Source organism: Streptomyces sp. KLMMK, from assembly GCF_036961605.1.
GTDB classification, from domain to species: Bacteria; Actinomycetota; Actinomycetes; order Streptomycetales; family Streptomycetaceae; genus Streptomyces; species Streptomyces telluris.
Map to the genome: position 1 here is coordinate 1 of NZ_JBAMDC010000185.1, position 13,010 is coordinate 13,010.

General features: G+C 72.5%; 11 protein-coding genes, 1 tRNA gene and 1 pseudogene. 4 read left to right on the forward strand and 9 right to left on the reverse strand.

Annotated elements, in window-relative coordinates; all coding sequences use genetic code 11:
• Positions 1 to 1,435, reverse strand: a 1,435-nt coding sequence (locus tag V7793_RS23200; RefSeq protein ID WP_336009476.1) for an MFS transporter, incomplete at its 3' end; no start/stop codon positions are given.
• A gap of 117 nt (positions 1,436 to 1,552) precedes the next feature.
• Between V7793_RS23200 and V7793_RS23205 the strand changes: the two genes are divergently transcribed.
• A complete protein-coding gene (locus V7793_RS23205; RefSeq protein ID WP_336009493.1) occupies positions 1,553 to 2,569 on the forward strand; it encodes an Lrp/AsnC family transcriptional regulator in 1,017 nt (338 codons plus the stop codon).
• Positions 2,570 to 2,878: 309 nt separating this feature from the next.
• Here the strand turns inward: V7793_RS23205 and V7793_RS23210 are convergent, their stop codons facing one another.
• From V7793_RS23210 to V7793_RS23225, 4 genes are all read right to left on the reverse strand, one after another.
• Positions 2,879 to 3,820 (reverse strand): MurR/RpiR family transcriptional regulator, encoded by a 942-nt coding sequence (locus V7793_RS23210; RefSeq protein WP_336009495.1) that lies wholly within the window; start codon positions 3,818 to 3,820, stop codon positions 2,879 to 2,881.
• A gap of 81 nt (positions 3,821 to 3,901) precedes the next feature.
• A complete protein-coding gene (locus V7793_RS23215) occupies positions 3,902 to 4,219 on the reverse strand; it encodes a hypothetical protein (protein WP_336009477.1) in 318 nt (105 codons plus the stop codon).
• Positions 4,220 to 4,364: 145 nt separating this feature from the next.
• Entirely contained in the window at positions 4,365 to 4,709 is a 345-nt protein-coding gene (locus tag V7793_RS23220; protein ID WP_336009479.1) for a hypothetical protein, read from the reverse strand.
• 131 nt (positions 4,710 to 4,840) lie between these two features.
• The gene (locus tag V7793_RS23225; RefSeq protein ID WP_336009481.1) at positions 4,841 to 5,251 is read right to left on the reverse strand and encodes a DUF7144 family membrane protein; all 411 of its coding nucleotides are present in this window, start codon (positions 5,249 to 5,251) and stop codon (positions 4,841 to 4,843) included.
• A gap of 168 nt (positions 5,252 to 5,419) precedes the next feature.
• Between V7793_RS23225 and V7793_RS23230 the strand changes: the two genes are divergently transcribed.
• The 3 genes from V7793_RS23230 (at position 5,420) to V7793_RS23240 (ending at position 9,894) form a co-directional block, all read left to right on the forward strand.
• Positions 5,420 to 5,493, forward strand: a tRNA-Lys gene (locus V7793_RS23230).
• Between the two features lie 134 nt (positions 5,494 to 5,627).
• Positions 5,628 to 6,485, forward strand: coding sequence for an AfsR/SARP family transcriptional regulator (locus V7793_RS23235; protein WP_336009483.1), 858 nt, complete (start codon positions 5,628 to 5,630; stop codon positions 6,483 to 6,485).
• 31 nt (positions 6,486 to 6,516) lie between these two features.
• Positions 6,517 to 9,894 (forward strand): NACHT domain-containing protein, encoded by a 3,378-nt coding sequence (locus V7793_RS23240; protein ID WP_336009485.1) that lies wholly within the window; start codon positions 6,517 to 6,519, stop codon positions 9,892 to 9,894.
• 35 nt (positions 9,895 to 9,929) lie between these two features.
• Here V7793_RS23240 and V7793_RS23245 read toward each other — a convergent pair whose 3' ends face one another.
• The 4 genes and pseudogenes from V7793_RS23245 to V7793_RS23260 form a co-directional block, all read right to left on the reverse strand.
• On the reverse strand, positions 9,930 to 11,270 hold the full coding sequence (locus V7793_RS23245; RefSeq protein ID WP_336009488.1) for a PP2C family protein-serine/threonine phosphatase: 1,341 nt from the start codon (positions 11,268 to 11,270) through the stop codon (positions 9,930 to 9,932).
• Positions 11,271 to 11,358: 88 nt separating this feature from the next.
• Positions 11,359 to 11,787 (reverse strand): hypothetical protein, encoded by a 429-nt coding sequence (locus V7793_RS23250; RefSeq protein ID WP_336009490.1) that lies wholly within the window; start codon positions 11,785 to 11,787, stop codon positions 11,359 to 11,361.
• A gap of 121 nt (positions 11,788 to 11,908) precedes the next feature.
• Complete coding sequence (locus V7793_RS23255; protein ID WP_336009492.1) at positions 11,909 to 12,505, reverse strand: TetR/AcrR family transcriptional regulator; 597 nt, start codon at positions 12,503 to 12,505, stop codon at positions 11,909 to 11,911.
• A 201-nt stretch (positions 12,506 to 12,706) separates the two neighbouring features.
• Positions 12,707 to 13,010, reverse strand: a pseudogene (locus V7793_RS23260) (condensation domain-containing protein); the annotation flags it as partial.

The window sequence follows — 13,010 nt, forward strand, 5'->3', positions numbered from 1 at the left end:
CCCCCAGGACCCCGGAGACGAGGAACGTCTGCCGCAGGCCGGCCGCGAAGGCCTCGTGCACCAGCTGCCCGATCAGATCCCGCTGCGCGGGGCCGGACTGGGCGACGACCGCTCCGGCCTGGCCCCCCGCCAGGGCGTCGGCGGTCGCGGACGGGTCGGCGACGGCCCCGGCCCCGTGGTCGCGGAGGGCGCCCGCCAGCCCGGCGTGGAAGACCACGCCGAGGACGGCGATGCCCAGGGCGTTCCCCAGCTGGCGCGCGGTGTTGACGGCGCCGCTGGCCATCCCGGCGCGCTCCGGCGCCACCGAGGCCATCGCCGCGGACGCCAGCATGGGCGTGGCGATCCCGACGCCGACGCCGGTCACCGCGAGACCCGGCACGAGGGCCGTCCACGTCGAGCCCGCGTCCACGGTCGCCTGGAGGAAGGCGCCCGCACCGATGAGCAGCAGCCCGCCGCCGATGGTCCAGCGCGGCGAGACGTCGTGCAGGAAGCGCCCGGCCAGCGACGCGACGACGAACGCGGCCGCACTCATCGGCAGACAGGTCAGGCCTGCGGCGACCGGTCCCATGCCGCGGACGGACTGCAGCCACAGCGAGGTGTAGGCGAGGTACGAGAACGCGGCGACGGACAGCAGGACCGCGGCCGCCATCAGGCCGGAGAAGGATGCGCGGCGGAACAGCTTCAGGTCCAGCAGCGGCTGCTCGCGGCGCGTCTCGATCAGCACGAACGCGACCAGGGCGGCCGCGGCGAGCCCGAAGACGCCCAGGGTCGCGGCCGACGTCCAGCCGTAGTCGCCGCCCTTGATCAGCGCGTACGTCGCGCCGCCCGCCGCCACGGTGAAGGCGACCAGCCCGGGCACGTCCACCCCGCGGCCCCGGCGGGGCGGCGCCGCGGCGACGAACCGCAGCGTCATGACGATGGCCAGCACGCTGATGGGCAGGTTCACGAAGAAGATCCAGCGCCAGTCCAGGTGCTCGGTGAGCAGACCGCCCATGACCGGCCCGGCCGCCGAGGCGGCTCCGCTGACCGCGCCCCAGGCGCCGAACGCCACGCCCCGGTCCCGGCCGTGGTAGATGCTGCTGATCAGTGCCGTCGTCGTCGCGAGCATCGCGGCGCCGCCGATGCCCTGGACGCCGCGGAAGACGATCAGGGCCTGCGGGCCGGTCGCCAGGCCGCAGGCCAGCGAGGCGAGGGCGAACAACGTGAGGCCCGCCACGTACACCTGCCGGTGGCCGGCGCGGTCGGCGAGGGAGCCGACGCCCAGCAGCAGCGCCGCGAGCGCGAGCGCGTAGACGTCCATCACCCACTGCAGGTCCGCGAACGAGGTGCGCAGGCTCCCGGCCATGTCGGGGAGCGCCACGACGACGATGGTCACGTCCACGAGCAGCATGAACGTCCCCAGGCACACGGCCACGAGCGGTAGCCATTTACGCATCTTCCATACCTCCGGAGGGTGTTGTCCGACGAGGACCGAAGGTCGCACCCGGTGGCCGTTTCTCAGAACTCAGGCCAGGTCCGGTGACGGAATCCGATGTGGATGGGGCGTGGAATGATGGAAAGCGTGACCGATGACGTGCAGGTGTTCGACCCTCTGGACCGGCAGCTGGTGCAGGCGCTGATGCTCGACGGCCGGGCCGCCTTCAGCCGCATCGCCGCCGCCCTCGGCGTCACGGACCAGACGGTGATCCGCCGCTACCGCAGGCTGCGCGGCGCGGGCCTGCTGCGGGTGCTCGGCCTGCCCGAGGGCGAGCGCGTCGGCCTGTACGAGTCGAGGTTGCGCATCCAGTGCGTCCCGGGGGCGGCCCTCGGCATCGCCGAGGCGCTGGCGCGCCGTCCGGACACGGGATGGGTCAAGATCTTCTCGGGCGGCACCGAGGTGGGCTGCCTCGTCAGCTCGCGCACCCGTGAGGACCACGAGGCGCTCCTGCTCCGTAAGCTGCCCCGCACCCGGCAGGTCACCGGCGTCACGGCGCAGACCATGCTGCACGAGTACACCGGCGGCGCGAACCGCTGCTTCGGGCGCGACGAGCTGACCTGCGAACAGATCGCGGCGCTGGAGCCCGTACCGGCCGGCGGGGAGGGCGCGGGCGAGGACGTCGTCCGGCTCGACGATGCCGACTACGCGATGCTGGCCGTGCTCGCCCGGGACGGCCGGGCGGGCTACCCGGAGCTCGCCGCGGCGGCCGGCCGGTCGGAGTCCACGGTCCGGCGGCGCATCGAGTACCTGCGGGGGAGCGGCGCGCTCTCCTTCGACGTCGAGGTCCACTCCGTCCACCTCGGCTACGCGCTCGAGGCCGGGATCTCCGCCACGGTCGCGCCGAGTGACCTGGCGGCGGTCGGCGCGGCGCTCGCCCGCCACCCGCAAGTGCCGTTCGCCGCGGCGGTGACGGGCGCGGCCAACCTCGTCGCCTCGGTGCTCTGCCGCGATCAGCGCGACCTGTACCGGTATATGACGGAGGGCATCGGCGCGCTGACGGCCGTGCACCGCCTGGAGGTGCTGCCGGTGCTGCGGAGTGTGAAGAGGGCGGGGCTGATGAGCGACGGCAACCGGCTCTTCGACGCCCCGTGAGGCGGGTGCGCGGGTGTTGCCGACGGCCCCGGCCCAGGGGTAGACCGGGGCCGCCGGGGGTGTCCGAGGGGAGCGGACCACCCAAACGGAACGCGCAGGGCCGATGAGGAGGGTCTCGTCCCTGGTGTTCGCCCACCTTGACGCCCCGGGCGCTCACCGTCGTGAGCGCTGCAAGCCCGGGTGCCACATGCAGTAAATATATTTACTGCCCGGTAAGCAAGGGTATGAAAATTTTCATTCGAGCCGGTGGCCGATTACGGGGCGAAAGTCCGTTATCGGGTGTCAGGACACCGGCCGCCGGGTGCGCCGTCAGTCGTCGAGGAAGAAGTCGTGCTGCTCCGCGGCCTGCTCGTACTTCTCCAGCCGCATCTGCGTGCGCTCGGGATCGGCGTCGGCCATGGCCTGGAGGATCGCCGCGGACAGCACCCCCGGCGCCGCGTAGGAGTCGAAGACCAGGCGCGAGCCGGTGCCTGCGGTGAGCGCCACGTCGGCCTCCTCCACCAGGGGCCCCAGGCTTGCGTCCGTGATCAGCGCGACGCGCAGGCCCGTGCTGCGGGCGGCCCGCATCGCCGCCAGCATCTCCTTGGAGTGCCGCGGCATGGCGAACGCCAGCACCCACGTGCCGCCCGCCTCGCGCGACTGGAGCAGGGCGTCGTAGGCGACGCTGCCCCCGCGCGAGACGAGGCGCACGTCCGGGTGGATCCGCTTCGCCGCGTACGCGAAGTACTCCGCCAGCGAGACGGAGATCCGCAGGCCGAGGATCGTCAGCGGGACCGACCTGGCCAGCTCGTGGCCGATCTCGAGCACCTGGTCGGTGTCCGTGAACGCGCGGCGCAGGCCCTCCAGGTTCGCGATCTCGGCGTCGACCGCCGCCTGCAGTTCGTTGCGGCGGTCCTCCTCCCGTGCGCCGGGGGAGCCGGCGACCGCGCTCAGAGCGATCGGCTGCAGCGCCTCCCGGAGCGCCGGATACCCGCTGAAGCCCACGGAGACCGCGAAGCGGGTCACCGACGGCTGGCTCACGCCCACGCGGTCCGCGAGGTCCGTGATCGACAGGAACGCGGCCTCGGTGAGGTGGTCGGTGATGTACTGCGCGATGCGCCGCTGCCCGGGAGACAGCCGGTGACCGCCGAACAGGGCGCGGACCTTGTCCGCGGGCGCCGGCTCCGGGACGCGGGGCCGCTGCCCCGGCCCGCCCGGCTTTCCCGGCGTGATCGCGGACGCCTGAGCGCGCGCCTGCTGCCCTGATGGCACCGGTGTGCTTCGTTCTCGTCCCACGGCGCTCAACATAGCTGAAGCGCCGTGGGGGCCGGCATCGGTCGCCGGGGAGGACGGTCAGCGGCCGCCGAACCTCACGCTGGCGAAGCGGAGGTTGCGCGGGGCGTCCTTGCCGGGGGAGAGGCGGAGCGCCTGTCGCTTGCAGGTCTTGTCGGTGTAAAGGGCCACCGGGACCGCCGTGCCGTTGTGCGCACCGCGGGCCTCGTCGCTCATCGTCAGGCACCGGCCGTCCGGCGGGTTCTGGATGTAGAACGGGGCGCCTTTGGGTCCCGCCCAGGAGAACCAGCCCTTGGCGGCGACCGCCGATCCCGTGGGCAGGGCCAGGGCGAGAGTGCATCCGGCGAGAGCGACGAGCGCGGGGCGGATGAAGCGCATTACTGATCCTTCCAGTCGATTACAGAGGAATGCACAGGAAATGCACGAAATGCCTTCATGGAGTGAACGACGCCGGGCGCCGTTCGACACGCACGCCGACGGAGCGGTCCGCGCCGGCTCGTCCGGCCCGGGTCGCTCCCCGGGGTCACGGCAGCAGCTGGAACGTCTCGGAGAAGATGCGGACGCCGTAGGCGCACAGGCCGATCGCCCCGAGGAAAGCCCCTGTCGCCGCCGCCGGTCCGCCGTGTCTGCGGCGGACGACGGCCAGCATGCCGCCGAGGAGCGCCCCCGCCGCGGGCGCCCCGACGATCGCGGCGCCGAGCCGGGCGCATCCGGTGCCCGTCCCGTGGTGCCCGGCGGGCCGCAGTTCCAGCACCCAGAGCCCGATGCCGGGCGTCAGGAACAGCAGCGTGAGCACCAGCATGGCCGTCACGTACGGGGCCCGGTTCTCCGCGCGGGCGTCCGCAGGGCCCTCATGAGCATCCGTCATGGGGTCCACCTTGGGCAGGAGCGCCGTTCGAGCGCATCCGCTGTCGTACTCAGTTGCGAAACGACGGGCCCTCGGCGGAGGTGCTGTTCCCGGGCGGCCCGGCCGCGGGGCCGGAACGTCGCTCAGCCGCCCTAGACGTCCTCGTGCCGGACCACGCACAGCGCCCAGATGACGAAGGCGCACAGCGCGATGACCACGATCGACCACAGCGGGTAGTACGGGATGGACAGGAAGTTGACGATCAGCAGCAGCGCCGCGATGATCACGCCGAGGACCCTGGCCCACAGGGACACCCGGAACAGGCCGACGCCCACCATCAGCGCCGCGATTCCGAGGAACAGGTGGATCCATCCCCAGCCCGCCAGACTGAACTTGAAGACGTAGTCCGGCGTACTGATGAAGACGTTGTCATGGACGATGGCCATGATTCCCCGGAAGATATCGACGAAGCCCGCGATCAGCATCATCACTGCCGCGAACAGCGTCAGCCCGCCGGCGGCGGCCTGAGATGTCTCCGAGTGCGGATTGAGGGTGGATGACATGGGACTACCTCCCTTGTCTGTACGACGGCCCGTAGGACAGGCGGACCCTCATCTCCATGGTTTCCCCTCCCGTCGTCGCTGTCCATGCGGGGAGCTTCGGCCGGCCCCGGGTTCCCGCTGGTCAGCCGGGTCAGCGCACCCGCGAAAGTCATGTAATATTCATGTCGCGCGCCGCTAGCTCAGTTGGTTAGAGCAGCTGACTCTTAATCAGCGGGTCCGGGGTTCGAGTCCCTGGCGGCGCACAGTGAAGCCCCTGCCGATTCATCGGCGGGGGCTTTTTCTCCACCCGTCGACATTACGGAAAGCAATTCCTGGGACGCTTTCCGTGACATTCCTGCGATTCGACACCCGGCGGGCGCCCGCCCACGATGGAAGGGTGCCCTCACGAGACGAAGGCGCGACCCTCCGCATCGCCCTGCTCGGCGGATTCCGCCTGGCCGCGGGCGACGTCCTCGTACGCATCCCCGCCGGATCCGAGCGCCTGCTGGCCTATGTGGCCCTCCGCCCCGGCGGGGTGGCACGGAGCGCCGTCGCGGAGAACCTGTGGCCCGACGTGTCCGAGGCGCGGGCCCACGCCGCCCTGCGGTCGGCCCTCAACCGCCTCCGCGGCGCGGGGTGCCGCCGGGTCCTCGACGTCGGCCCCGCGGAGCTCGCACTCGCCGAAGGCGTCGCGGTCGACCTCCACGGGCTCCGCTCCCTCGCCCGGGCCGTCCTGGACGGACCGGAATCCCCGTGCGCCGTCCCACGGGATCCCAGCACCCAAGACGTCGGCACCCAGGACGTCGGCACTCACGACGTCGGCACCCAAGGCGTCGGTACCCGGGAGATCGAGGGCCTGTCCCAGGACCTGCTGCCCGGATGGTGCGACGAGTGGGCGCTGCGCGAAGCGGAGGAGTGGCGGCAGCTGCGGCTGCACGCACTCGAAGCGCTCGCGGGCCGGTTCGCCAGGACGCGGCACTTCGCCCACGCGGTGTCGGCCGCCGGTGCGGCCGTCCGCGCCGACCCCCTGCGGGAGAGCGCCCGCGCGGCCCTGATCACGGCCCATCTCGCCGAGGGCAACCAGTCCGAGGCGCTCCGCGAGTTCCGGCAGTACCGCTCGCTCCTCCGGAGCGAACTCGGTCTGCACCCGACGCCGGAACTGCTCGGCCTCGTGGCCGGCCTCCGCCCGGCCGCGTCCGGCGTCGACGGGCACCGACGCCGCGGTCACGCCGCGGTGACGGTGCGGCGCCCATGATGGACGAAACCACGGAATCCACTCACCCGCCATGGGCTACGTCATCAGGCACCCCAAGGACAAGGCCGTACCCCGGAAGGCTCCGCTCCTGGTCCGGCCCCGGCGCTCCGTGTCCCGTGCCGTCGGCACTCTCGGCCGTTGCGAGCGCGCCCTGAGGGTCAGGCTGGCCGCCCGCAGGAAGGTGGCACCGGCCCAGCGGTGGTGGATGAGGCGGTCGCTCCTGCAGCGGCTCTCCTACATGGCCGTTCCCCTCCTCCTGGCCTGGGTCGGCTTCGGCGTCTTCGCCCTCGTCGCCGGGGACCGCTCCCCGGTGGAGAAGTGGTGCCGGGCCCGGGGCGACGGCTGCGCGGTGGTCTACGGATTCGTGGCCCCGTTCCTGAGCCTCGGCCTCGCCACCTTCTGCTTCCTCGTCCTGACCTATGCCTCGGTGCGCCGCCCCATGACCCGGGCGGCCAGGAAGGACCCGCGCAGCGTCGTGCCGACGGCCGGCCCGGTCGTCGCGGACGTGGTCGGGCGGAAGGAGATGTGCCTGATCATCGCCCGGGGCCTGCGCGACCGGCGCACCCGGCGGCCGTACCTGCTCGTGGGCGGTGTGGGCGCAGGCAAGACGTCGGTCCTCGTCCAGCTCACCCGGATACTCGCCGAGAAGGGCGCCGTCCCCGTCCCGGTCAGACTGCGGGACGCCGACCTGAACGGGGCGCGCCTCGACTTCCGCGAGGTGGCGATGAGGCGCTTCAGCGAGGTGGTGGACCGCGACGTGCTGTCCGCCCGGCACAGCGAGCGGGTGTGGCGCCAGCTCTGCATGGACGACAAGGCCGTCATCCTCGCCGACGGCCTGGAGGAGACGTTCTCCGGCGGCGAGGACCAGAAGGAGCGGGACGTCCTCATCCGCCGGGCGATCGAGCGGGCGGAGGAGCAGAAGCTCCCGCTGGTGATCGCCTCCCGTCCCCACGCGCCGCTGGAGCACACCCGGGCCGCGACCGTCGACCTGGAGCCGCTGAGCGAGGAGGCGGCGCTGCAGTACCTGGAGGAGGGCCACCCGGACGTGGACAGCCACCGTATGGACTGGATCGTCGAAACGGCGGCCGTGGCGGAGTCCCCGCTGTATCTGCAGATCGCGCACGAGCTACGCGAACACCACCTCCTGGAGCATCTGACCGGCGCCAAGCGCTGGGCGGAACTGGACACCCGCAAGGGCGACCGGGCGACCCTGCAGAAGCGCCTGCTCGACGCGTGGCGCAGCGCGCTGACCGCCGGCCGGATCCACGGGGAGGTGGCGCTGGACCCCGAGCAGCGCAGGGTGATCATCGAGGTGGTCTCCGCACTGGCCGGGATCGGGCTGCTGCGCGATCAGCTGGAGGTCCGGCTCGCCGATCTGGGGAGGGAACCGGACATCCGGAAGCGGCTCCTGCAGCAGCTCGGCGAGGAATGCTGCAAAGAGGTCGACGAACCCCGGCAACGCGCGCTCCTGTCGCTGTGCGCCACCCAGGGGGAGCGGCTCGGCCTGGTCGAGACGCGCGGGGAGAAGGTGCGCTTCCAGCACAGCATCCTCCAGGCGTACCTCGGCTCCCGATACCTCGACGCCAGGGAGCACGGCCTCCTGCCCGCGGCGTTCAAGGAGCCCGGCCCCGGCCGGGAACTCCTCATCGGGCTGACCCTGAACTCCCGCTCGGCCGACGCGGCGGACCAGGACGCCGTGGTCCACCACCTCCTCGAAGCGGCGAGCACCCGCAAGGACGCCAAGGCCCTCGACATGTACGCCACCGCCCTCGAGATCGACCGGGTCGCAGGAGCCGCCGAACACGCGCGGATCGCCCGGACGCTGTGCAAGCAGTGGGACGACTTCGTCGGGGACGACCGCAGGACGCTCGACGAGGCGAAGGAAAGGCTCGTGCACCGGTTCGGGGAGGTCCTGCGGGCGATCGGCGCGGCGGAGGCCGACGAGCGCGACCCCGCTCACGGCAGGTCCCCGGCCTACGAGTGGTTCTTCGAGATCGCCACCGTCGAACCCTCCTACCCGCTCCAGCTCGCCGTCGCGCAGGAGATGGGCGCCGGCGGCGACAAGGCCTTCGAGACCCTGCGCACCATGTTCCCCCTGCCCAAGACGGGTGTGCCCGGGCGGGACGACCCCTGGGTGCAGTACGAGACGGCGTTCCGCGAGCAGTTGCAGGCGGAGCACCGGACCCGTGAGATCCTCCTCAAGCTGCAGCCCGGCGACCAGCAGTACGCGGAGTACGAGAAGCGGCTCAAGGGCGCAGGCGAGCAGCGGCTCCGGATCTGGCGACGGTTCGTCATGAGGGCCTGGCTCGTGCCCATGGTGGTCGGCTCGGTGACCGGGAAGCACCGGGAGCAGGCGAAGGAGCGGCTCGGCCTCTGGCTCGCGCACCTGGAGCCCCGGCACACCCGCTCGCACGGGGCGGACCTGCCGCTCTCCCTGGAGATCGCCCTCGCCCAGGGGTTCAAGAGCGCGGCCAACCGGCGGGAGCGGCATCCGCAGACCAACGAGGAGGCCCGCACGTTCCTCGTCACCCAGGCGGAGAGCATGCTGGCCCACGCCCGTTACTGGTACGCGCAGATGACCCTCCTGCACGCCCTGTGCCTGTGGGAACTCCCGGACCGCACGGGAAGCGCTCCGCAGGACGGCTCCGGCGCGGCCCGCCCGGCGGGCAGGGCCGAGCCCACCCAGGCGGTGAAGCGCTGGCTGGCCCTGGCCGGCAGCAACCAGGACCCGCGCGCCCTGCACCCGGGCGACCGCACCCGCAAGGGCGACCGGCTGCACCCCTTCGTCGCCGAGGCCGGCAACCTCGCAGTGCTCGCCCTGGAGAGCGGACACCCGGAGCGGTTCCTGTGGATCGACGAGATCGGCGCCGCGAGCAAGGTCGGCTCCTCCGCCACGGCTCCCGGCACCTACCGCAAGCACAACCTCTGGATCCCGCCGTCAGCCGGGTGGAGCACCCTGCACCCCCGCGCCCAGCAGCTCCTCGCCGACGTCTTCCTGCTGCGCAACCTCACCGAACGGGACGGCCAGCAGCCGGCCGAGCTGGAGGAGCGCCTGGTACGCGCGGACCGCACCGTGCTGCCCCCGTGCTTCACCGACGACCGGCACCCGTTCCGTCCGCTGCGGACCGTGGGCACCGCCGGGGACGCGCCGCCGGGCAGCACCTGCCTGCGCGACTGCCCCTTCGAACTGTGTCCCTACCCCGCCATGGGCGCGCAGCCGCGGGCCGAGGTGCGGGAGATCTTCTGCAGGCAGCAGCAGGCGCTCCTGCGCCGCTACCGCTGGAGGAGCTACCTCAATCCCTTGTCCTACCTGCGGCGCAAGCGGGCGCCGTGGCAGGGCATGACGGCATCCGAACTGCGGAAGTTCTGGGAGGACATGGCGAACCGGTCACGGACCCCGTCCTCCTGACCCCCTGACTGCGCCTCAGCTCTGCTCCCCGTGCCTCAACTCCGCTCCGGCGCCCGCAGGACGAGCAGGGCGAGGTCGTCGTGGCCGTCGCTGGGGCGGGCCTCGGCCACGGCCCGGCCGAGGACGTCGAGCGGCGCTCCCGCGTGGGCCGACGCGACGTCGGCGATCGTGCGCAGCCCGGCGTCCAGCCCGTGGCCCGGGTGCTCCACCAGGCCGTCGGTGAACATCAGCACGGTGGCCCCGGCGGGCAGGACGTACCGGTGGTCGTGGCGGGCGAAGCCGGCGTCCACCCCGATCGGCACGTCCGGTTCGGCGTCGAGGAAGCACGTGCCGCCGTCCGCGGTCACCACCAGGGGCGGGGGGTGCCCCGCGCTGCTCCAGACCAGGGACCACCCGCCGTCCTGAGGTGCGAGGCGCACCAGGCAGGCCGTCGCCATCGTGGGCTCGGCGACCGCCTCGAGCGTACGGTCCAGGCGGCTGAGCAGTTCGCTGGGCAGCGCGTCCGAATCGAAGGCCAAAGCACGCAGCATGTTGCGGATCTGGGCCATGGTGGCGGCGGCGCGGACATCGTGGCCGAGCACGTCCCCGACGATCATCACCCGGGTGTGGTCGGGCAGCACCAGCGCGTCGTACCAGTCGCCGCCGAGCAGGGCGGGGTCCGCGGCCGGCTGGTACGTGGCCCAGGCGTCGAACGGGGAGAGGTCCGGCAGGCTCGGCAGCAGGAGCCGCTGGAACTGCTCCGCGCCGGCCCGGACACGGCCGTAGAGCCGGGCGTTCTCGATGGCGACGCCGGCGGCGCCCGCCAGCGCGACCACCACGGACTCGTCGTCGGCGTCGAAGGTGCCGCCGCCCTGCCGGTCGGCCAGGTAGAGATTGCCGTAGACCTTGCCGCGCACGGTGATGGCGACGCCGAGCAGCGAGCGCATCGGGGGGTGGCCCGGCGGGAACTGGGCGGCCTGGGGGTGGTCGGCGATGATGTCCACGCGCAGGGGGCGGGGGTCGGTGATGAGCAGCCCGAGGAGACCTTCGCCGTGGGGGAGGGCCACCCCGGTGAGCCGCTCCTCCTCCTCGCCGTGCAGGCCCACGGGAATGAACTCGGCGAGCTTGGTGCCCTCCTCGTCCAGCACGCCCAGGGCGCCGTAGCGCGCTCCCACGAGCTCCATCGCCGTCGTCACGATGCGGCGGAGCACGACCGGGAGCTCCAGCTCACCGCTGATCGTGAGTATGGCCTCCAATAAGCCCCGCATCCGCTCCTGGACGCGGGCGAACTCGGCCAGTTGCTCCCCGAGCCGGTCGAGGTCCGCGTCGAGGTTCAGCCGCCGGCGGGCAGGGCTGTGCGGGGGACGGTCGTCATGATCTGTCTCGCTTGCTGCCACCGGCCACAGGCTAGTGACTCGGGGTCCGGAGCGTGGCCAATACTCGTATGTCAGGCCCGTGTCGGCCGCGCCCCGGCGGCGCCCGGGCTCACAGCCTCGTGACGGACTCCTGGTGGGCGTAGCTGAAGCCCTCGTCGTCGAAGTAGAAGACCGTGACCTTCACCCGGTCGCCCTTGGCGAAGTGCGAGCCCGTGGCGGGGCGCAGCGTCACGCGGGCGGCGTGGCTCTCGTAGTCGCAGGTGAGCTTGTCGACCTTGATCGTTCCGGCGGCGACGGACTCGTCGCGACCGGTCGTGCCCGGCTTGACGGCGTTGGCGACGAGCTGGTGGTTCATGCCCGGGTCGCAGGAGTACGTGACGTCCGCCCGGAGGCCGGGCTCCTGGAGCGCCACCTTGCCGATCTCCAGGAGGTTGGCCTTGGCGGCAGCGGACGGAGCGGTGGCGAGCGCGCCCGCGCCCATCACGAGTGCGGCGGCCGCGGTGCCGGCGAGGCGGCGCGCGAAGCGGGACGACGTCATGAAGGTTCCTTCCCCCCGGACTGCCGCGGCCCCCCTGGCCGTACCGGTCGCTGCGACAGCTGTTCGTATGTCGTGTGAGGTCTCGGATGCTACGTGACGCGCCTGGTGCGGAGCGGCTGTTTCAGGCCATGTCCGAGGAGGGCAGGGCGGGGTTGGGGGTGAGGATGCGGCGCAGGACGGACTCGACCTCGGTGCGGGTGGGGGGCCGGGTGCCGGCCAGGCCGCGCAGGGTGATGCCGTTCATGGCCACGGTCGCGGCGTAGGCGGTCACCGGGTCGGTGTAGGGGAGCAGGGCGTCGGTGCTCAGCTGCATGTACCGGTCGGCGACCTCGCGCAGGGCCGGGCGCCGCAGCGCGGCCATGTACAGCTCGAACTCCATCACTTGAGTGTCGCGGGACGGGCCGAAACAGCCCATGAGCGCGTCGGTGAGCAGCACGGTGAGCTGCTCGGGTGTGAGCTCGGGGCGCCGGGCCACCCAGTCCTCGAGGTAGGCGCCGAAGCGGTCGACGGAGCGCTCCAGGGCGGCGGCGATGAGGTCGTCCTTGGTCGCGAAGTGGTACGTCGTCGCCCCGAGGGGGACGCCGGCCTCCTCGGCGACGGCGCGGTGGGTCAGCCCCTCGATGCCGCGCACGGCGATGACCCGCTCGGTGGCGGCCGCGATCTCGGCGATCCGCCGCTGGGGGTCGCGCCGCCGCCTGGGGGCGTTCTGCTCGGCCATGGCTGCGGGGCCTCCCGGTGGCGCAGAGGGCTGATGCGAGGGGTGGTACAAACGTACCACCCCTCGCATCCCGGGCCTTTGTGCCCCTTTCGGGTCTCCCTCGCGAGCTGTGCAGTACTCATGTACCACCGACGGAAGATTGTCCGGTACGGGCGGCCGGCCCCGGATTGCAGGATTCCGCATCCTCTCGCGGCCGGGCCGTCAGAGCGCCAGCATCGCCGCGATCGCCGAGCGCCAGTCCTCGCCCGGGCGCTCCACGAGCTCCTCGGCCAGGGCTTCGGCGCGGTAGCGGTGGCGGTGCAGGAGGCCGGGGGCCCGGTCCGGTGAGGGGACGATCTCGCCGGGGCTCTCCAGCAGCCGCACGAGCTCGGTGGCGAACTCCTCCCAGCCGACGTGCCCGCCGATGGCGTTCACCGTGCCCTGCGGGGGCCGCTCGGCGCACGTGACCAGGGTCCGGGCCAGGGCCGCGGCGTGGATCCAGGGGACGCCGGACCACAGGTCGCCG